Origin of the sequence: Neobacillus niacini (assembly GCF_046591715.1) — a bacterium.
Taxonomy (GTDB): Bacteria; Bacillota; Bacilli; order Bacillales; family Cytobacillaceae; genus Neobacillus; species Neobacillus niacini_L.
Window position 1 is genome coordinate 36,789 of the sequence record NZ_JAWVNQ010000012.1, and the last position, 19,937, is coordinate 56,725.

Genomic DNA, 19,937 nt, shown 5'->3' on the forward strand with positions numbered 1-19,937 from the left:
TATCAAGGATACATTGGTATGCTATTAAGTCCCGTCCTGACATCCCAATTGTTCATTATGTTTGCATTTTGTATCGCCTGCCCTGCGGCACCTTTAACTAAATTATCAATGACTGAAATGATTGTAAGTCGATTGGTTCGCGGGTCAACATGCAAGCCTATATCGCAGTAGTTGCTTCCGCTTACCTCTTTTGTAGAAGGATAAGCACCGACCGGCCGAACCCTTACAAAAGGATGATTTTCATAAAACTGTTTATACAATTCATTCACTTCATTCGTTGATGTTTTCCCCAATAAATTCACATAGGCGGTTATCATAATTCCTCTAGTCATCGGAATCAAATGTGTTGTAAACGAAATCGTTACCATCCTGCCTGTTTCATCTTTTAGGACTTGTTCAATTTCCGGAATATGTTGATGTGCTCCAAGCTTATAAGCTTTTAGATTTTCATTTATTTCAGCGTAATGGGCTGTTAATGAAAGACCTCTGCCAGCACCCGATACCCCTGACTTTGCATCAATAATGATAGATTTTAAGTCAGCAAGATTTGATTTCAAAATGGGCAGCAAACCGAGGCTCGTCGCAGTTGGGTAGCAGCCCGGGTTAGCAATGAGACTTGCACCTCTAATTTCTTCTTCATAAATCTCACTCAATCCATAAACTGCCCTGCTTAAATATTGCTCATCTGGCGCAGGGTGCTTATACCAAGTTTCATATTCATTTTGTGACCTTAACCGGAAATCTCCTGAAAGGTCGATTACTTTTATCCCCGTATCTACAAGCTGCGGAGCTAATGAGCTGCTAACACCCGAAGGCGTTGCTAGAAATACAATTTCATTTTCCCTGCTTATCTTTTTTGCATCAAATTTTTCAAGTGTTTGATTAACTATGTTAGACAGATGTGGATAACTGTCACTAAAATCGGAACCTGCCTGCGAGTTTGAAACCACCGTGCCAACCTCTAAATGAGGGTGGTTTTGAATTAATCGGATCAATTCAATTGCTCCATACCCAGTCCCTCCAATAATCGCTGCTCTCATCTCGTTCACTCCTGCGTTTCCTTTTATAATGAATCATTATACATACGATGTAATAATTATTCAAGGAAATAATGGCTTAATTTTCAGTTTTTATTGAATTTTTTTAGTAGTATATTTGTAAACGCTTACATTATCTGCTGTATTAATATGCAAATATTATGCAGTCCTTACGCATATTTCCAATTCCTTCAGAATGATGTTTTTTATTAGGCCTAATGGTAAATACTGTTAGAGAAAGATAAGGAGGTACCGATATTGCTAATTACAACATTAACCTTTCATAAAGAAGTTGATTTTGCCAAATACGACTTACCTTTTCTAAAAAAGAGAAAGGACACCCATTACGAAATCTATCTTGATAACTCTGACAGATCACTTGGCGATGTCTACATAAGCCAAAACGGAGTGAAGCTTGTATATTCAAGCGAGTTATTGTTAGAGGAATATATCATCATTCATGACTTAATCTCTCGTATACGAGAAGGGAATGATGTGATAGTCGATGATTCTAAGAGTTTTTTAGGGTATCTTTCAAACGGTGAACCTGCCTATATGATAAAAAATTGGGAGCCTTGGATACAGTATCTCCAAAGCTCTATGAAAAATTGTCTATAAACCAAGAGGTGATTAAATGTTATCTGGAAAAGTCATTTCAGTGATTTCAGGTAAAGGCGGAGTTGGAAAATCAACTGTTTCAGCTAATCTTGCCGTATCCTTAGCCAGACAGGGAAAAGCAGTAGGCTTAATTGATTTTGATATATATGGAAGCAGTATACCTAACATGATGAATATTAGTTTTGGTCCGAAATCGATGAATAATAAAATTATTCCCGTGGAATCGCATGGAGTTAAAATTATGTCGATGGGATTTATCGTCAAGAATAATGACCCTGTTGTTTGGCGGGGACCTATGCTCGGGAAGGTCATTAATCAATTTATAAATGAAGTGATATGGGGACCTTTGGATTACTGCATAATCGATATGCCGCCTGGGACAGGTGATGTTGCGATGGACGTGAACCGCCTGATTCCAAGTTCTAATCAAATTGTTGTCACTACACCGCATCCAACTGCTTCACATGTCGCAGAAAGAGCGGGGAAGATGGCGGCAAACAATAACCATAATATCTTAGGTATTGTCGAGAATATGGCTTATTTTCAGCCGCCAGATCTCGAGCAAAAGTATTATCTGTTTGGTAAAGGCGGTTCAGAGCAGCTAGCATCTAAACTAGGAACGAATCTCATTGCCCAGCTGCCAATTTTAGCTCCAAAAGAAAATGATTATGAACCTTCTATCTACAAAAGAGGTACCTTACTCTTTGATAAATACAACGAATTAGCAGATAAAGTTCAAGATTCAATCGCATAAAGAAAGGGTGGTGTCCCAATATAAGGGGCACCACCCTTTCACTTTCCTAGAATATCTCCTTTATATCCTTGCAAAATCCCCTGTATTTTCTGTTTGTCCTCACTACTAAATCCATGGTCATCTAGTGTTGTGATAAAATTACTAACCATCGCTTCAAAATGCTCATCGTTGATTGGAATATCTTTATGGGCATTTGCAATCTGTTCATTACTATATCTGCCTTCACCCAATCCATGCTCTAAAAATGTCTGTGGGTGATGCTGAATTCTTTCCTGATCATGATCCTTAAAAAATTTGCTCATCAGATCATCTGCATGAATTTTATGGAAGAAATCTTTGACGACAGAAGTTATTTTTTCATCATTAATGTGCATTTTTCTAAAGCCTCCTTTAGTGATCCATCACTTTATCCACTCTTCTAAAGAAGAGATATGTGATAAGTGTCAAGATAAACATAAATCCTAATGCCAATACATAATATAGAAGGTTTGTGTAATGACCCGCTAAATATTCCTCTACCATGTATTGAATAAGGATAATTTGCACGGTCAAGAGACTCATAAAAATCCACCATGCCATTTTCATTGAATTCCCTCCTAGTGCTGAGCCTGAGTAATTCCAACCGCGTAGATTTTTTTACCTTTAAATTTCAACTTAATAGACGGCAGCGCCCTTGGGGGCGGGCCTGCAAGAACAGACCCATCTTCTACATTAAAGAAGCCATTATGACATGGGCAGGTTAACTTTCCTGTATCCTTCTCCCAATAAACCGGACACATTAAATGAGTACATTTGCTGTTATACGCCCTATATTCCTTTTCAGAGATTCTCACCAAGATAGCAGAATCATTTTCTTCAGGATAGGAGAAAGAAAAACTCTGCCCCACAGCAATATCGTCTTCATTCACGATAAACATCTCTGATTCATGAGCTTCTACTTCACGATTTTTCGATAATGCCATTAAAGGGGTTGAACTTACAAATAATATGCCCATTAGCGATAAGGAAGAAGCAATAAATCCTCTTCTATTTAATTCTAATTCTTTATCTCTTCTGATATTAAAAGACAACTTACGAAGAAATCCCTCTATTTTCTTCATGATTGAACACCATCGCCTTCTCTAAATCCATATCTGTTTGTTTCGGTATCCGGCATTCCAATAACAGTCCTGGTTTCAATGACTGTGCCGCCGAAATCCCACTTAAACTGAACTTCTTTAGGTGGTTCTGATTTAATTTCGTGTTCATCCACAAAACGAATTGTATCCGTCGGACAAACACTTGCACACATTGGCGGTCTCCCCTTAGATGTACGGTCATAACACATATCACACTTATACATGACCTTTTTGACATCATCAACTCTTGGAATTCCAAAAGGACAAGCATACGTACAATTTTTACAGCCAATGCATTTTTCCATAGATGCGGATAATACCGTTCCATCATCTGCAATCGAAATTGCTTGTACCGGACAAGATTCCGCACATGCTGGCGTTACACAATGCATACAAGGGGTTGGTGAGGCTGCAACCGTTTCGCCTGGATTTAACTCGTCCACAAACATTCTTGATAAATGATCATGTCCGCTGCATTCCTCACATCCAATGACACATGCCCGGCAGGCAATACATCTTTCGTAATCAATGTATAGAACCTTAGCCATGTTTTTCACCTGCCCCTGAGGCAATCTTTTCTATTTTGACTGCACAGACCTTGAATTCAGGTATTTTTGATTTTGGTTCCAGTGCCGGGTTTGTCAAATGATTGATTGCCAAGGATTTACCCCAATGATAGGGAACAAACACCATGTCCTCTCTCGTAATTTTTGTTACTCTGGCTGGGAGTTCGATACTGCCCCTTGGGCTTGATACCTTTACTGGATCTCCATGTTCGATGTTATATTTTTTTGCTAAGTTTGGGTGAATTTCCACATATGGATCAGGGCAAAAATTACGAAGTGCTTCGATCCTGCGCGTTTGATTTCCACTTAAATAGTGAAAAACAACCCGGCCGGTTGATAAGATAATAGGGTATTCTTTGCTTGTCTTCTCATTCGGACCTTTATGTTCAAAGGCTAAGATTCTAGCTTTTCCATCAGGGAAATTAAACTTCAAATCCTCAAATAGTCTAGGCAGCCCCTCTGATTCCTCTGTTGGGCATGGCCAAAATACTCCCTGCATTTTATCAAGTTTTTCATAGGTAATTCCGTAATAATCTGCTGTCCCGCCTTTACTTGCTACCCGCAGCTCGTTAAAGATATCCTCCGGTGAATTAAATTGAAAATATTGTCCCCTGCCGAGTCGTTCGGCAATCTCACAAATAATCTTCCAATCCCGTTTTGTTTCACCAGGTGTACGGTCAATACCTTTTACTCGCAGTACCCGGCCTTCCACATTCGTCATGGTTCCATTGTCTTCTACCCAAACCGTTGACGGAAGAACAACATCTGCCTGCTCTGCTGATTCTGATAAAAAGAAATCCATACAAACAAAAAAGTCCAAACTCTTCAGGTACTCACCAACATCCCCAACAGTAGGAGAGGAAACGATTGGATTGCTGCATACCAGTAATAGACCTTTAATTTCTTTTCCTAGTGCCTGCAGCATCTCAAAAGCTGATAAGCCTGGACCTGGAATTTCTGATTCATCAACTCCCCACACGCCGGCGATATATTCACGGGCTTTTGGATCGGTAATTTTTCTGAACCCTGGCAGCTGATCTGTTTTTTGACCATGCTCCCTTCCGCCTTGGCCATTTCCCTGACCTGTAAAGGTTGCAACACCAGAGCCCTTTTTCCCCATTTTTCCAGTTACTAAACACAGATTTACATAGTTTGAAACGGAATCTGTACCTGTTGCATGCTGCTCAACACCACGGGCGAACATGGTCATCCCGGTTTTAGCCTGACCGAACAATCTTGCTGCCGTTATGATTTTGTCAACAGCAACCCCCGTTATTTCAGAAACATATGCTGGTGTGTATTTCTTTACAAGTTCCTTTAATTCTTCATAACCAGTTGTATGGTTTTGAATAAAGTCATGGTCAACTAAGTCCTCTTCAATCATGACATGCAAGAGCCCATTCGCGATCGCTACATCTGTTCCCGGCCTTATATCTAGATGAACATCTGCAACGAGTGCTGTTTTTGTCTGTCTAGGATCGACAACTATTAATTTGGCTCCTCGATCTCTTGCTCCCCAAATATAAGGCATCGATAGCGGGTGGCATTCAGCCGTATTCGATCCGGCAATCAACAAAACGTCTGCAAACTTGATGTCTGACCAAGGATTAGTTGAGCCTCGATCAATTCCGATACTTTGATTAAAGCCGACAGATGCCGATGACATACAATAGCGTCCATTGTAATCAATGTTCTTTGTTCCAAGTCCAATCCGTGCAAATTTACCCATTAAATAGCATTTTTCGTTTGTCATGGAAGAGCCGCTATAAATTCCAAAAGCATCTTTTCCATACTTGCCTTGGATTTCTTGGATTTTCGATACAATTAAATCCATTGCTTCATCCCATGTAGCTTGTTCAAGCTTGCCATTTTTCCGAATCAGCGGGTGCTTGAGCCGTTCCACATGCTCTGCCTGCCGGTAAGCACTTACTCCCTTCGGACAAAGCCTTCCCCCATTCATTGGAAAATCATATCTAGGCTCAACACCAAGGACTGATTTATCCTCTTTGTTGACGCGAATGTTCATCCCGCACTGCATCCCGCAGAAACAGCAATGCGTAGAAATCAGCTCTTCACCGTCTCGCAGTATCGCATCATAATCTTTTTGTGCGTAATCTTTATTTTGTGCATGACCCATTTATTGATCTCCTCCCTTCTTCAATTGAAGTCCATTTTTCTGATTGCTTTCTAACACAAGGTTCGCCTTTCGGAAATGAACGGCTGCCCCGTAAGCACCCAGCCTGTGACTAACCCTGCGGCATTGTGAGCATAGATCTGAAAAATGCAGGGTAGTATGATCAATTGGAACAGACAAGTGTCTTTTTTCTAAAGCCAATTGTACATCCTTGATTTGTGTGGCCGTCGCATATTCTATACCACATCTAGCACATTGCTTCTGTTCTCCCATTGCGTGGTACATCGGAACCATTACAGCGAGGAACCTGAGCGGCAGATGCCAGAACTTGCTGAAAGGAAAATATAAAAGAAATACAATGACGGTTACTTGGTGACTAAGTGCAATTCCTAAGTAGAATGCCCCCTCCATCCACAATGCAGACACAGTTAATAAGGAGCCAGTTATTGAGATTGCTATTAGTAGAAAAAGTGGAAAGAAATCATATTCTTTAGATTGCTCCACAAGCTTTTTCTCATCTGTAACTCTTCGATATAATGCCATACCGCAGCCAATTATGACTGCAATTCCTGTCCAGTTTAAGCCGTGGTAAATAGCAATGGCCAGCGGAGAGTCAACTCCCATACGAAATAGCGGGATTCCGAATACCACTGCTGCATAGGTTTTAGGTTCTACCAACTCAAAATGGAGCCAATTTAGGACAAGGGAAAAGGTAATCGCGAAAGAGAATATAACTCCCCAAGAAATGAACATATGCTGTGCCCAGCGGTAAACAGAACGATTTCTAATAAACCTTTGCTCTCCAATATTGGAATACAAAGTCTTAAACACAAATGCGAGTCCCTTTCTGCTAAACATCATTTTAATTCCTTGTTTCCATAGCCTTCTAGTGGGCGGCCTAAGGGTCCAAGAGGTAATTCTGATTGTTAAGAGCACAAAGCACAAAATAGTTGCCCATAAATATCCGTACAAAGCCATATCAAAATATCCAAATTGTTCTGACCCAATATAAACTGAAAAGAAAACAATCACTAACACGATAAAAACGTTTCGTGCTGACTTCTTTGAAAATAGCAGTGAATCTTCTTCATAGGGATAAAAATTCATATGCCAAACTCCTTTACTCTTTGTCTCGTTTAGTATGCCAAGGGATTATAAAAAAATTCCCAGTAATTTAACATACATAGGGAAGGATAATTTGATTATGGTAGAATAAAAAATAGAAAGATTTTACATAGAGGGATGGATTTGATGAGGAAAAGAAACAAATTTTTTATGGTTCTAGGTGTGCTTACTCTCAGTATGATTCTATACTTCGCTTTCTTACATTCTTTGATTAGAGACCACACGACTATTAAAGTACCGTTGGATGCTGACTATCTCATTATTCTAGGAGCACGAGTAAAAGGTGAAATACCTTCACTGTCCCTTCAATATCGGATAGATGCTGCTGCTGACTATATGAAAAACAATAAAGAAACCATTGCGATTGCATCAGGAGGACAAGGACCAGGAGAAGATATTTCAGAGGCAGAAGCGATTAAAGCGGGCTTACTTGCACATGGAATTTCTAGTAATAGAATAATACTAGAAGATAGGTCAACAGATACAGTTGAAAATATCCGGTTTTCAAAGAAACTGATTCCGGACCATCTCGAAACTGGTCTAGCAGTAACGAATGACTTTCATCTTTACCGTGCAAAGTTAATTGCTAAGGACCAAGGATTGAACTTACAAGGGCTTCCCGCAGAAACACCTCTAGTCGCGATTCCAAAATCATATCTAAGAGAGTATCTCGCGATTACAAAATATTATCTTGTTACCCTTTTTAATTAATAGAAACCGGCCAATTTAATATTAGCCGGTTTTTTAATCATTATATATTTGGTAATTATTTCTCCCCATTTTCTTTACTTCATATAGCGCAGTATCAGCATTTTTAAATAGAGTTTTTTCTTCTATATCTAATTGGCTGTAAAATGCTATGCCAATACTTGCAGAAATTTTTAGTTTTTTATCAGCAATACTCCACTCATCACTTAGACATTGCTGGATTCTCTCAGCTATTTCAATAACCGTTGTCTTTTCTGTAAGTTCGGGTATGAGAATGACAAATTCATCTCCTCCTATTCTTGCAAGAAAATCATTTTTTCTAATCGCTTTTTTAACGCGTATGGCAAATTCCTTTAACAGCTCATCCCCAATGTCATGGCCATAAGTATCATTAATTTCTTTAAAGTGGTCGATATCAAGTACAGATAATGAAAGCAACAGTTTCGAATCTTTTGCTTTTTCCATCTCTGTTTTTAGACATTGTGAAAAGTATGTTCTATTAGGAAGACCAGTTAATGGGTCATGAAGAGCTAACTCTTTTAACATATCTTCATATTTCTTTCTTTCCGTGATGTCTTTATATGCCACAACCCCTCCATCCCAATCACCGTTCTGATCATATAGAGGCGAAAATGAGCCAAGAAAAAACATCATTTCCCCACTTTTTGTAATTCGCTTTACCTCTTGTGCAGCCACTGTCTCGCCTAGTTTTACTCTTTCAATGATAGTTCTAAGTTCTGCTTTACCATCTTCAGGTATAATACTCAAAAACTTATCCTTTATTATTTCTTCTTGTGTCCAGCCTAATAATTTTTCAAAGGCTTTATTAACCGATACAATATTTTCATTCTTATCAAATATAAACATGACATCAGCAACACTATTCCAAACGAGTTCAAAGCGTTCATTGATTCTTTTTATTTCGTTTTCTTTCTGTTTCTGTTCTGTTAGATTACGGACGATGGCTAACAAATGAGTACATTCACCCTCTGGATTGAACACCGGAGTGATTGTAGATTCCCAATAAATGGTCTCAATCAGTTTGGAACCTTTAGGGGATAGACTGGGGACGCTGACATGGTCTTCATATACAATTGGTTTTCTCTTTTTCATTACCTCTTCGTATTTTCTCTTGATAATTTGATAAGCATTCCTCGGCAAAACCTCTTCTATCGGCTTGCCAAAGGATTCATTTGTTAATCCATAAAGGTCTTTAGCTGGTTTATTTAAAAGAACGTAGCTAAACGTTTTATTACTATTTACTTTGGTCAAATATACTAAATCAGTCATATTATTAAACAACTGAAAGAACAAGTCGAGCCTATTTAACATCTCTAAATCAAGTTTTTCAACCATTAAACTAAACCCTCTCATAATCAATTATATTTTCAATCCACTTATCTCAGCATTAAGCCAAGCTCTGTCATCCTCATTCAGATTAAATTCTAATCCATACTGATACCGATTTGTATCAAGTTCTTCTTTCCATAAAATTTGACCTTCTACTCTTAATGGCTGATGAAAAGCATTTGTTTCAATTGTTATTTTTAGATTTTTTAATACAGGAAGCTGTAGTTTTGTTGAAAACCGCAAACCTCCAATTCCGATATTTTCAATTACCACACAGGTATCTCCTAAAAGGATTGGAACTCCACTGATTTGACTAATAATCATTTTTGCCTGGATTGGTTTGGGTATATCGATTCTAAAAAACTCTCTTTTTTCTTGAATTTTATTATGCTTGTCAATTTTCTTTACAATATGCTGTTGACTGTCTGAGAGTAGTTCCGTAAAGCTTTCCACATCCAAAGGTTTGCTAAACAAATAACCTTGAATTACATCACATTGATGTTGTACCAAAAAAGCGAGCTGTTCTTGAGTTTCTACTCCTTCAGCCACTACCTTCATATTTAAATCATGTGCTAAATGCAGAATGGACTTAACGATGGCCTCGTCATCTGAACAGGATTTAATGCCATTAATAAACGAACGATCAATTTTCAAGTATTCGACTTTAAACTTTTTCAAGTAACTAATCGAAGAATACCCTGTACCGAAGTCATCTAAAGAAATCGTAATTCCTATTTCTTTCAATAACTTTATGATTGCCAAAGATTTTTCCTCATTTTGAATGATAGAGGTCTCCGTGATTTCGAACTCCAGCCATTTGGTCTCTACATTGGTCTCATCAAGGATCTTTACTAATTTTGTAACTAAGTCATCCTTTAAGAAACGTTTCGGGCTAATATTAATGGACACGGGAATAATTGGTTTCCCCTCCATTTTCCACTGATTAATCTGCTTACAAACGGTAGATACTACCCAATCCCCTAATTCAAATATAATATTTGTTTCTTCTGCTAGAGGAATAAATTCAGCTGGGCTCAACATCCCCCATTCAGGATGATTCCAGCGAATTAGAGCTTCTGCACCTACAGTTTGCCTTGTATTAGGATCGACCTTAGGCTGATATTGGAGCATGAATTCCTTATCAAAATCAGCGCTTCGCAGATCATTTTCCAAAATAAATTTTTTATAAGACTCAATATTCATAGATGGTGTGTACAATTGTAAATTGTTCTTTCCCATTGCTTTCGCACGGTAAAGTGCTACATCTGTATTTGCTAGTAAATCAGAAACAGTTTGACCATCTTGGGGATAGATGCCAATTCCTATACTGGTTGTAATGTGCAGGTCATACTCATTCACCTTAAAATATCTTTCTATGTCTTCTATTATGTTTGAGGCTATTGTAATAGATTCATTCGAATCACTGAGTTGACTGAGAATGATTGCAAATTCATCCCCGCCGAGTCTTGATAAATGGTCTTTGGATCTAAGATGCTTACTTAATCTAGTTGAAACTCTCTTAAGGAGCTCATCCCCTACCATATGACCTAATGTATCATTAACAAACTTAAAGCGGTCCAAGTCTAAATATAGTAAAGCAAATTCTTCTGCATTTGCTTGTTTTTCAAAGATTACTTTTTCCAATTCTGCCTCGAACTTGCGTCTATTCGGTAATCCAGTTAAATAATCGTGATAAGCGTAAAAATTTATTTTTTCATCCTCTAGCTTCTGTTTACTTATGTCAGTTATTAAACCATCTAACCTTACCAATTCCCCTTCAGGATTTAAGACCGGGAACGTCCTTGCTTCCACCCATTTTACCTTCCCTAAGACATCCGTAATCCTGTACTGATATTGACAAGGAACCCCTTTTCTAAGCTCAGTTTGGTTCCTCTTAAACTCTTCCATATCTTCAGGATGAATCAGTTCCTTCCAATTTCGAAAACCCTTTTTAAAATCTTTGGCGTTCATACCGGAAATAGTTTCAACTGCTTTTGATACGTAAAGTAATTTATGCTGCCGAATATCCCAGGACCAAACAACAACCTCGAGACTATTAAAAATATGATGAAATTGTATTTCATTCTCCTTTAACCTTGCCTCAGTAAGTTTTATTTTCGTTATATCCTTTGCAATTCCGTATACTCCTGCAATCTTTCCATTTGAGAACATCGGAATATTGGTAATCTGCAGGTCTACAAAATGCCCTTCTTTATGTATGGTAATACAACAATAATTTTGGACTTTGCCCGCAACCGCCTTTTCAAAATGTTTCACCACTTTATTCAAATTATCTTTTCTTATTACTCTATGAAATGGACCATGAATCTCACTTGATGTATAACCAAGTATACCTTCTATATTATTATTACAACTCAAAATATTCCCACTTAGGTCCATTGCATAAATTGTATCTGGATGATGATCGATTAGTGATAAGAAGTTCGGGTTCTCTGAATCAACAGAAGGACTCTTTACCATGTTCAATACTGCCACTATTTATTCCCCATTCCTGAAAATTATGATAAGAAAATTGTTCTTGTTGATTTCCTATGTATTTGTTTCACTTTCCTAATGTTTCTTACACTCAGTATGCAACAAGGACAGCGATACAATATATCACCAATCCTTCCCTATTTCTTATATCCATGAAATCAGGAATACCTTCCTATATAGGAAATGAAAAGCAAGCAAAAAAAATAGGCCGTAATGGCCTAAAAAGTATACACAATCACTATTTAATTTTTTTATATAACTTATGAGTTTTGCTTATTGGCTCGTAGGAACCTGCCTTTTTAGTAAAGGTAATCGTTTCTTTATCACCTAGACCTAATACACCGAACATTCCCAAGCTTTCATAAAACAGTTCATGCACCTTATCTTGCAAATCTTTATTAAAGTAAATAAGTACATTTCTGCAGAGGATAACATGGAACTCATTAAATGAATGGTCTGTGACTAAGTTATGCTGAGCAAAGACAACATTTTGGGTGAGATAAGAATGAAATTTCACCCCATTTTTGGTAACCTGATAATAATCAGAGAATGCCTTTATACCGCCGGCATTTATATAATTGCTTGTATACTTTTTCATATTTTCAATAGGAAAAAGCCCTTCTTTTGCCGTTTTTAGTACATCTGCATTGATATCCGTTGCATAAATTTTTGTCTTTTCATACAGACCCTCCTCATGTAGAAGCATCGCCATCGAATAAACCTCTTCACCTGTAGAGCAGCCTGCATGCCAAATTCTTATAGACGGATAGGTACGTAATAGCGGTACCACCTGTTCTCTAAATCTTAGAAAAAACGCTGGGTCTCGAAACATTTCCGTAACATTAATGGAGAAATCTGCGATTAATCTTTGCAAACAAGATGAATCATGCAGGACTTTATCTAATAGTCCTGTAATACTTGTTAGCTTTTCTGCATGTACCCGGTGCCAGATTCTCCTTCTAATAGAATTATAAGCATAATTCCTAAAATCATATCCACACCAAGAATATAACCCTTGTAATAATAGTTGTATTTCCAGCTTTTCAAGATGTACATCAGCGCCTTGTTGATAGTTATCCATTTTGTCCCTCAACCCTTAGACATTCATTTTTCATTTTTTTGATAAAGCCACACTCGAATCAATGAAATCAACTGATCCGGGTCAAATGGTTTCACAATATAATCGGAAGCACCTGCTTCTAGACATTTCTGTCGATCTTCCTTCATCGCTTTTGCTGTTAAGGCAATGATAGGCAAGTTATGGTAGAGTGAAATTCCTCTTATCCTCTTTATCGCTTCATATCCATCCATTTCTGGCATCATGATATCCATTAAGATCAAGTCGAAATCTGAATTTCCTTCTAAAACTTCGAGGCTTTCCCTGCCGTTTTCAGCAAATGTGATTTCCATATTATATTGTTCTAAGAAGCTCATTAATGCATATACATTCCGGACATCGTCGTCTACTAAGAGTATTTTTTTTCCTTCTAGTCCTGTATGATTAGCATTCATACTAAGGTCTAATTCTTCATTTATCAGGTTATGTTCTTCTCTTCCACTTAACAATAGATCAAGTTCATCTTTTAGTCGCTGCGGGGAATGAGTATCCTTAATAATAATCGAATGAACATATCTATTTAGGAAGGTTTCCTCCTTTTTGGTTAAATGACGTCCTGTGTAGATAAGAACATGTAAGCTTTCAAATTGTTCATTCACTTTTATGTTTTCGAGTAATTCAAAGCCATTGGTTTCCCCAATACCTAAATCTAGAATCATACAATCAAAATGATTAACCTTTAATACATCAAATGCTTCTGATGCAGTTGAAACAGCTTTAATAATAACGTCCTTTTCACCAATTAGTTCCATTAAACTTGTACGTTGTTTTAGATCCTCGTCGACAATTAATAATTTCATGATATTCCTTTTTGGCTCAAAGATTTGTATCTGCTCTGACAATTGAGAAATAGGAGTATAATCATTTTGTTCATCCTCAAATGTTTCATTTGAAACGGCTGCCTCATCAAGGGCGATCATAGCCTGCCCCGAATCACTGCCTCCATTCCCTATCTCTCTAACATATAAAGTAAATTCACTCCCCTTATTCTCTTCACTGCAAACTGTAATCTCACCATTTATTAACTCGGCACACTCTCTCGAGATGGACAAGCCTAAACCAGTCCCGCCATATTTTCTACTTGTTGTCCCGTCAGCTTGCTGGAATGCTTGAAAAATTAATTCCTGCTTATCTTGTGGTATCCCTATTCCTGTATCGATAACAGAAAAAGCAACAGACGAATCTGACTCACTTCGTATTACAAGCCTTACTTCTCCTTGATGCGTAAACTTAAAGGCATTGGCCAGTAAATTTTTCAAGATTTGCTGTAATCTTTGTTCATCATTATAGATATATGGTGGAAGGTTTTCTTCCAAGGATATCTTAAACGTGAGGTTCTTTTCATTAGCAATAGGCCGGAACCTGCTTTCAGCGAAATCTGCTAAATCGTTTAGAAAAACCTTACCTGAAATGACTTCCATTTTACCAGATTCAATTTTTGCAAGGTCTAATATGTCGTTAATTAACGTTAATAGGTCACTGCCAGAAGAATAAATTGTTTCTGCATATTTCACTTGTTTTCCTGATAAATTTCCTGTTTGATTATCAGCAAGCAATTTAGATAGTATTAATAAACTATTTAAAGGGGTACGGAGCTCATGGGACATGTTTGCTAAAAACTCAGATTTATATTTTGAGTTTAATGCCAGCTGCTTTGCTTTTTCTTCAAGTTTAACACGGGCATTTTCCACTTCCCGATTGGTCTGTTCAAACATTTTATTTTGTTCTTCAAGAATCTTTGCCTTTTCAAGTAATTCCGCATTCGTCTCTTCCAATTCTTCCTGCTGTGACTGAAGGATTTCTTCCGAGTTACGAAGGGCCTGGGTTTGTTCCTCCAGCTCTTCATTTGTTATCCTCAGTTCCTCCTGCTGCGATTGTAATTCCTCTGATTGTGCTTGAACCTCTTCCATTAGCACCTGTGTTTCTTCCAATACTTGAGCTAATTTAATTCTTCCAAACACACTATCGAGGATGATTCCAAAGCTGTCAATTATTTCAGCTAATAAAGCATGGTGGTTTGCACTAAATGATTGGAAGGAAGCAAATTCTATAACTGCTAGTACATCTCCTTCAAAAATGACAGGGATGATTGCTATACTGCTCGGTCCTGCTTCACCTAATCCTGACCTAACCCTTATATAATTCGACGGTACATCAGTTAAGGCGATTGTTCTCTTTTCTTGAATAGCCTGTCCAATAAGCCCATCTCCTGGGAGAATACTTTCAGGATGATTTTCATCTTCTCTAAAAGCATAGGAGGCTAGTAGAGTAAAGAGTGTTTCACTGTTTTGATTTTTACTATCTTTCACATACATCACTGCATGACTTGAATCGAGTAATGGAACAACCTTTGAAAGAAATGTTTGTGACAGCGATTTTAAATTATGGGTACCACTTATACTTGTAATGACGTCTGCACTATTGGTTTTAACCCATAGCAGATTTTGTTCCTTTGCTCTATGCTCACTTAAAGTAGCAGTCATTCTATTAAAAGAGTCAGCAATTTCATCAATTTCATCCATGCCTAGAACTTCAACCTTTTCAGTCAGCTTTACACTGCCATTCGCGATTTTTTTCATTACATCGGATACTTTACTTAATCTGAAAGCAAAGGACCAAACCGTACGGAAGACAAATGAAGTTACCAGTAAGACACTTAATAAAGAAATAAGACTGAGTAACCATATTTGTTGTTTAAAATCTGTTGTGACCTTACTAAATGATGACACCATGTTTGTTTCAAATTGGATGCCCATTTCAGTCACTATAGTGAGAAATTCATTGTGAATAGTAGTGCTGCTATTTTTTATGAGGGTAATCGCTTCAGCCTTTTTTCCCTGTGCAAGTAAACTTGTTACATCCGATGCGTAAGCATTAAACTTTGCGTTCGTTGCATTTAATTTACCGACCAATATTTTTTGCTCTTTAGAATTCACTTTTGTTTCCATCTCTACAATGTTTCGACCGATGGAATCCTGGATTTTCTGTAAGGTATCCAATTCCTTTTCGATTAGTTTATCGTCTGAAAATATGACAATATTTCTTAGGCTTATCGCTTCTTTCTTAACATCTGTGTGAAGCCGCTCTGCCAATAGAGATAATTGGTAATTATTCTGGGTAGTCTCATTCAGTTTGGTTAAACTATTCATTTCAACGAAGCCAGTTATAATAAGCAGAATGATGATAAGAGGTTTGGCGCTGAGCCCTAGTAATAATTTAGTTTTGATTTTCATGAGGTACTCCCTACTTTTAATTTTCCCCTCCTAGGCTCGGAGATGATCTCCTTCTTCAATACAAGCTTGATAGACTTTCGCCATTGCCTGCAGGCGATCACTGACAGCAAGTTTTTGGAAAATCCGGGTAATATGATTTTTAACTGTATGTTCACTAATGAATAGTTCATCAGAGATCTCTTTATTACTTAATCCATTCACCAAAAACTTAAAAACATCCATTTCCCTTGATGAGATGGAATAAATCTTTTTGGTCCGCTCAAGTGCAGCAACAAGGATTTGCTGGCTTGGTCCGCCTTCTGGATTATTGACTGCTGCCGCTGCAGTCTTCTCTCCACCTTTTGGCCTTATTACTTTATTATCTAAGTAGATAATTCCTTTTCGCAGGTTTGTTTCCTTTTGATGATGTGTTAAAAAACCTTCAAAATCCTTTGGCAGGACCGGAGGGCTAAATAAATATCCTTGCGCTTCCTGACATTGATGAAGTTTAAGAAATTTCAGCTGCTCCTCTGTTTCCACCCCTTCTGCTACTACTTTCATATTTAATCCATGAGCTAACGATATAATAGCAGAAATAAGTGATTTACTTTTAGAAGACTCGGAGATTTCTTGGATAAAAGTTCGGTCTATCTTTAATGTATCTAACGGGAGGCGGTTTAGGTAACTTAGCGAAGAATAACCCGTTCCAAAGTCATCAATACTGATTTTCATTCCCATTTTTCTTAACTGATTTAACGTTCTAGTAATAATTTCGCCATTACCCAGGAGCATAGACTCCGTAATTTCAACCTCTATTAGTTCGGGACTTACATCTGTCTCTCTTAAAATTCGCTTGGTATTTTCCATTAAATCCTTTTGTAGAAATTGTTGTGCTGAGAAGTTCACCGATATGGGAACAGGCATAAAGCCTGCAGCCTTCCATGCTTTGCTTTGCTCACATGCTTGCCTAAGCACCCAGCTGCCAATTTCAACAATTTGTCCGGTTTCTTCCGCTAATGGAATAAATTCAGCAGGCGATATCATTCCCCAGTTTGGATGATTCCATCGTAATAATGCCTCCGCACTTTTTACTTTCCCAGAATCGATTTCAACCTTCGGCTGATATACAAGGGTTAATTCTTCTCGTTCGATTGCTTTTCTTAAGTCATTTTGCATAATAAAGGTTCGATAAGACTGGATATTCATTCCGGTGTGAAAAACTTTATACTGGTTTTTCCCTTGTTCTTTGGCCCGATAAAGGGCAGCATCCGCATTCCGAAGCAAAACTTGAGAGTCTTCTCCGTCATAAGGGAAGGTACTTATGCCAATACAGGCGGTAAGGAATAACTCATAATTATCAATGTTAAATGGACTTTTAAAGGCCTTGAATATTCCCTCTGCAATTTCTAGTGCATTTTCCCGGTCTGTGCCAGGAAGAAGAATCGTAAATTCGTCCCCTCCCACTCTGGCTACAAGGTCTGTTTTACGGACACGTTCAGACAGTCTATTGGCAATTTCCTGCAGCAGTCGGTCCCCCATCATATGGCCAAGAGAGTCATTTATATATTTAAAACGGTCCATATCAATATACATGATCACAAGCGGTTGATACGATTGCCTAGCTTCATTTAGTTTTATTGCAAGCTGCTCATTAAATCGCCGGCGATTAGGCAGGTTCGTTAAACTGTCATGAAAGGCCATGTGGGTGATTTTTTCTTGATCCTGTTTCTTTTTTGTAATATCTCTTATTGTAAAGGCTATCAAACTTCGATTCTGGACATATCTTTTTCCTATTTGAATTTCAACTGGAAAGGTGGTTCCATCTTTTCGGGAAGCCGTAACCTCATATAAATTCTCGTAGCCCAATAAATGATTTACGTTTTTAATTGTTTTCAAAATATTTTCGATCGATAACTTAGCTTTTTCATTGGAAAACAAAACAGTTAAGGGTTGATTTACTAATTCATCCTCTATGTAGTTAAACATTTTTTCCACAGCAGGGTTCACTTTTAAGACCATACCATGTTCGTCGATTACCACCATGGTATCTATAGATGTCTCACTAATTACAGTGGCGAGGGCCTCTGAAACACTTAGTTCTGCGGCCGCTTTTGAAAGCTCCAAGTTGGCATCTTCTATTTCCTTCGTTTTCTCTCTTAATCTATCTGCCTGATGGATTAATTGTTTATTTAATTTATATAAGTTTGCAAAACCTTCTACTTTTGCTTTTAAAATGGTAGGATCAAAAGGCTTTAGAATATAATCAATGGCCCCAACAGAATAACCCGTGAAGATATGTTCTGAATCCATATAATTAGCGGTAATAAATAAAATGGGAATATTTTTTGTCTTTTCACGTGCTTTTATGATTTTAGCCGTCGCAAAACCGTCTATTCCCGGCATCTGAACATCCAGTAATATCGCAGCGAAGTCATGTTTCAATAAACATTTCAATGCTTCTTCACCAGAGGTGGCTTTAATCAAATTGAAATCATCATGCTCGATGATTGCTTCTAAAGCTAGTAAGTTCTCAGGCCGGTCATCAACTAATAGGATATTAATTTTTTCTTTATTGTCCAACAATTTTATCCTCCTTCAACTATACATACACAATAGAAGTCCAATCGCTCTTTAGCTTAGGAATATATTCCTAGTTTTCATTTTTAGTAAATACTACTTAGTACTGGCTCTTCCGAGGATTAACACTACGAAGGTAGTGTTAACTATTTTTATCAATTATGACAAATTTCTGTCATAATTGATATACAATCGACAAAATTTGTCATGGGAATATGTTGGAAAAAGGTAAGACAAAAAAATTCACCCAGCTGGCCGCTGAGTGAATTTTTTCTATTAATTCTTTTGACCAGTGAAAATAAGAATTGCATCCCTTAAAAACTGTGCTGTACCTGGTTGTTCTTTATCATAATAAGCTGTAAACCTTTCATCATCCACATACATTTGAGCTAGACCTGCATGAGCTTCTTTGCTGTAGCTCTTCCAATAATAGGTCAGCCAGTCCTTGTGGAGCTGGGCTGCTTTTTGTGCTAATTCACCGGCGGGGTCTCCGGTTTTGAAAGCTTCAGCTAATGTAGTGTGAATCTCTTCAGCTAGTGCCGTTACTTCTTCATACTGCTCCTGTGTCATGTTCATGACTTTTGCATTAGAAGCCTCAACTGTTTCCTCCCCATATTTTTCACGGATTTCCTTGCCATACTTTTTCTCGTTATCTTCAATCATCTTTTTCTTGAATCCTTCAAATTTTTCTCTATTTGACATGATTATTCTCCCTTCACTATTTGCTATTGTTTTATCGACATTTGCAATGAGTAAATCCAGTTGTTCTCTTTTTTTGAGGAGTTTTTTACGATGCTCCCGCAGGGCTTTTGCCCCATCAAAGGCTGGTGCTGTTACAATTTCCTTTATGCTGTCTAAGCCCACTCCTAATTCTCGATAAAACAAGATTTGCTGCAGAGTATTTATCTCTTCTTGGCCATAAATTCGATATCCAGATGAATTGATTCTTGCCGGCTTAAGAATTCCAATTTCATCATAATATCTAAGTGTTCGGGTGCTGACACCTGCTAGACTAGCGAGTTTCTGTATTGTATATTCCATGTGATCATCTCCTCATAAATCACGATACACCTTTACGCAACGTTAAGGTCAATACCTAGTTTGCCTATTTTTCATAAAAAATTA

At 37.7% G+C, this 19,937-nt stretch carries 16 protein-coding genes; 3 read left to right on the top strand and 13 right to left on the bottom strand.

Annotation, left to right across the window (positions count from 1 at the left end; all coding sequences use genetic code 11):
• Positions 1-2: 2 nt before the first annotated feature.
• Positions 3-1,040 carry an N-acetyl-gamma-glutamyl-phosphate reductase gene (gene argC / locus SFC47_RS21180; RefSeq protein WP_411256497.1) on the bottom strand — a complete coding sequence of 346 codons (1,038 nt, stop codon included), beginning with the start codon at positions 1,038-1,040 and terminating at the stop codon, positions 3-5.
• 255 nt (positions 1,041-1,295) lie between these two features.
• On the opposite strand from argC, the gene SFC47_RS21185 reads away from it, so the two are divergent.
• Both SFC47_RS21185 and SFC47_RS21190 read left to right on the top strand, forming a co-directional pair.
• Positions 1,296-1,655 carry a hypothetical protein gene (locus tag SFC47_RS21185; RefSeq protein ID WP_411256498.1) on the top strand — a complete coding sequence of 120 codons (360 nt, stop codon included), beginning with the start codon at positions 1,296-1,298 and terminating at the stop codon, positions 1,653-1,655.
• A 16-nt stretch (positions 1,656-1,671) separates the two neighbouring features.
• Positions 1,672-2,409 carry an Mrp/NBP35 family ATP-binding protein gene (locus tag SFC47_RS21190; protein ID WP_411256499.1) on the top strand — a complete coding sequence of 246 codons (738 nt, stop codon included), beginning with the start codon at positions 1,672-1,674 and terminating at the stop codon, positions 2,407-2,409.
• A 38-nt stretch (positions 2,410-2,447) separates the two neighbouring features.
• Here the strand turns inward: SFC47_RS21190 and SFC47_RS21195 are convergent, their stop codons facing one another.
• The 6 genes from SFC47_RS21195 to SFC47_RS21220 are packed head-to-tail and all read right to left on the bottom strand — an operon-like array spanning position 2,448 to position 7,334.
• Positions 2,448-2,783 carry a group I truncated hemoglobin gene (locus SFC47_RS21195; RefSeq protein WP_411256500.1) on the bottom strand — a complete coding sequence of 112 codons (336 nt, stop codon included), beginning with the start codon at positions 2,781-2,783 and terminating at the stop codon, positions 2,448-2,450.
• 16 nt (positions 2,784-2,799) lie between these two features.
• The gene (locus tag SFC47_RS21200) at positions 2,800-2,994 is read right to left on the bottom strand and encodes a hypothetical protein (RefSeq protein WP_411256501.1); all 195 of its coding nucleotides are present in this window, start codon (positions 2,992-2,994) and stop codon (positions 2,800-2,802) included.
• Positions 2,995-3,005: 11 nt separating this feature from the next.
• Positions 3,006-3,509: a QcrA and Rieske domain-containing protein gene (locus SFC47_RS21205; protein WP_411256503.1), complete on the bottom strand. Its 504-nt coding sequence runs from the start codon at positions 3,507-3,509 to the stop codon at positions 3,006-3,008.
• On the bottom strand, positions 3,506-4,075 hold the full coding sequence (locus tag SFC47_RS21210; protein ID WP_411256505.1) for a 4Fe-4S dicluster domain-containing protein: 570 nt from the start codon (positions 4,073-4,075) through the stop codon (positions 3,506-3,508). The genes SFC47_RS21205 and SFC47_RS21210 overlap by 4 nt, the downstream gene beginning before the upstream one ends.
• Entirely contained in the window at positions 4,068-6,230 is a 2,163-nt protein-coding gene (gene fdhF / locus SFC47_RS21215; RefSeq protein WP_411256507.1) for a formate dehydrogenase subunit alpha, read from the bottom strand. Before fdhF ends, SFC47_RS21210 begins: the two co-directional genes overlap by 8 nt.
• Positions 6,231-7,334: an MFS transporter gene (locus SFC47_RS21220; RefSeq protein WP_411256508.1), complete on the bottom strand. Its 1,104-nt coding sequence runs from the start codon at positions 7,332-7,334 to the stop codon at positions 6,231-6,233. It abuts the gene before it with no gap.
• A 144-nt stretch (positions 7,335-7,478) separates the two neighbouring features.
• Here SFC47_RS21220 and SFC47_RS21225 point away from each other — a divergent pair, with 144 nt between their 5' ends.
• Positions 7,479-8,063, top strand: coding sequence for a YdcF family protein (locus SFC47_RS21225; RefSeq protein WP_411256509.1), 585 nt, complete (start codon positions 7,479-7,481; stop codon positions 8,061-8,063).
• A gap of 33 nt (positions 8,064-8,096) precedes the next feature.
• Here the strand turns inward: SFC47_RS21225 and SFC47_RS21230 are convergent, their stop codons facing one another.
• From SFC47_RS21230 to SFC47_RS21255, 6 genes are all read right to left on the bottom strand, one after another.
• Positions 8,097-9,434, bottom strand: a complete 1,338-nt coding sequence (locus tag SFC47_RS21230; protein WP_411256510.1) for a diguanylate cyclase — start codon at positions 9,432-9,434, stop codon at positions 8,097-8,099.
• Between the two features lie 6 nt (positions 9,435-9,440).
• Positions 9,441-11,906 carry an EAL domain-containing protein gene (locus SFC47_RS21235; RefSeq protein ID WP_411256511.1) on the bottom strand — a complete coding sequence of 822 codons (2,466 nt, stop codon included), beginning with the start codon at positions 11,904-11,906 and terminating at the stop codon, positions 9,441-9,443.
• A gap of 238 nt (positions 11,907-12,144) precedes the next feature.
• Complete coding sequence (locus SFC47_RS21240; RefSeq protein ID WP_411256512.1) at positions 12,145-12,987, bottom strand: CheR family methyltransferase; 843 nt, start codon at positions 12,985-12,987, stop codon at positions 12,145-12,147.
• 23 nt (positions 12,988-13,010) lie between these two features.
• A complete protein-coding gene (locus tag SFC47_RS21245; RefSeq protein ID WP_411256513.1) occupies positions 13,011-16,256 on the bottom strand; it encodes a response regulator in 3,246 nt (1,081 codons plus the stop codon).
• A gap of 30 nt (positions 16,257-16,286) precedes the next feature.
• Complete coding sequence (locus SFC47_RS21250) at positions 16,287-18,815, bottom strand: EAL domain-containing protein (protein ID WP_411256514.1); 2,529 nt, start codon at positions 18,813-18,815, stop codon at positions 16,287-16,289.
• Between the two features lie 273 nt (positions 18,816-19,088).
• The gene (locus tag SFC47_RS21255) at positions 19,089-19,853 is read right to left on the bottom strand and encodes a MerR family transcriptional regulator (RefSeq protein WP_411256515.1); all 765 of its coding nucleotides are present in this window, start codon (positions 19,851-19,853) and stop codon (positions 19,089-19,091) included.
• Positions 19,854-19,937 lie beyond the last annotated feature (84 nt).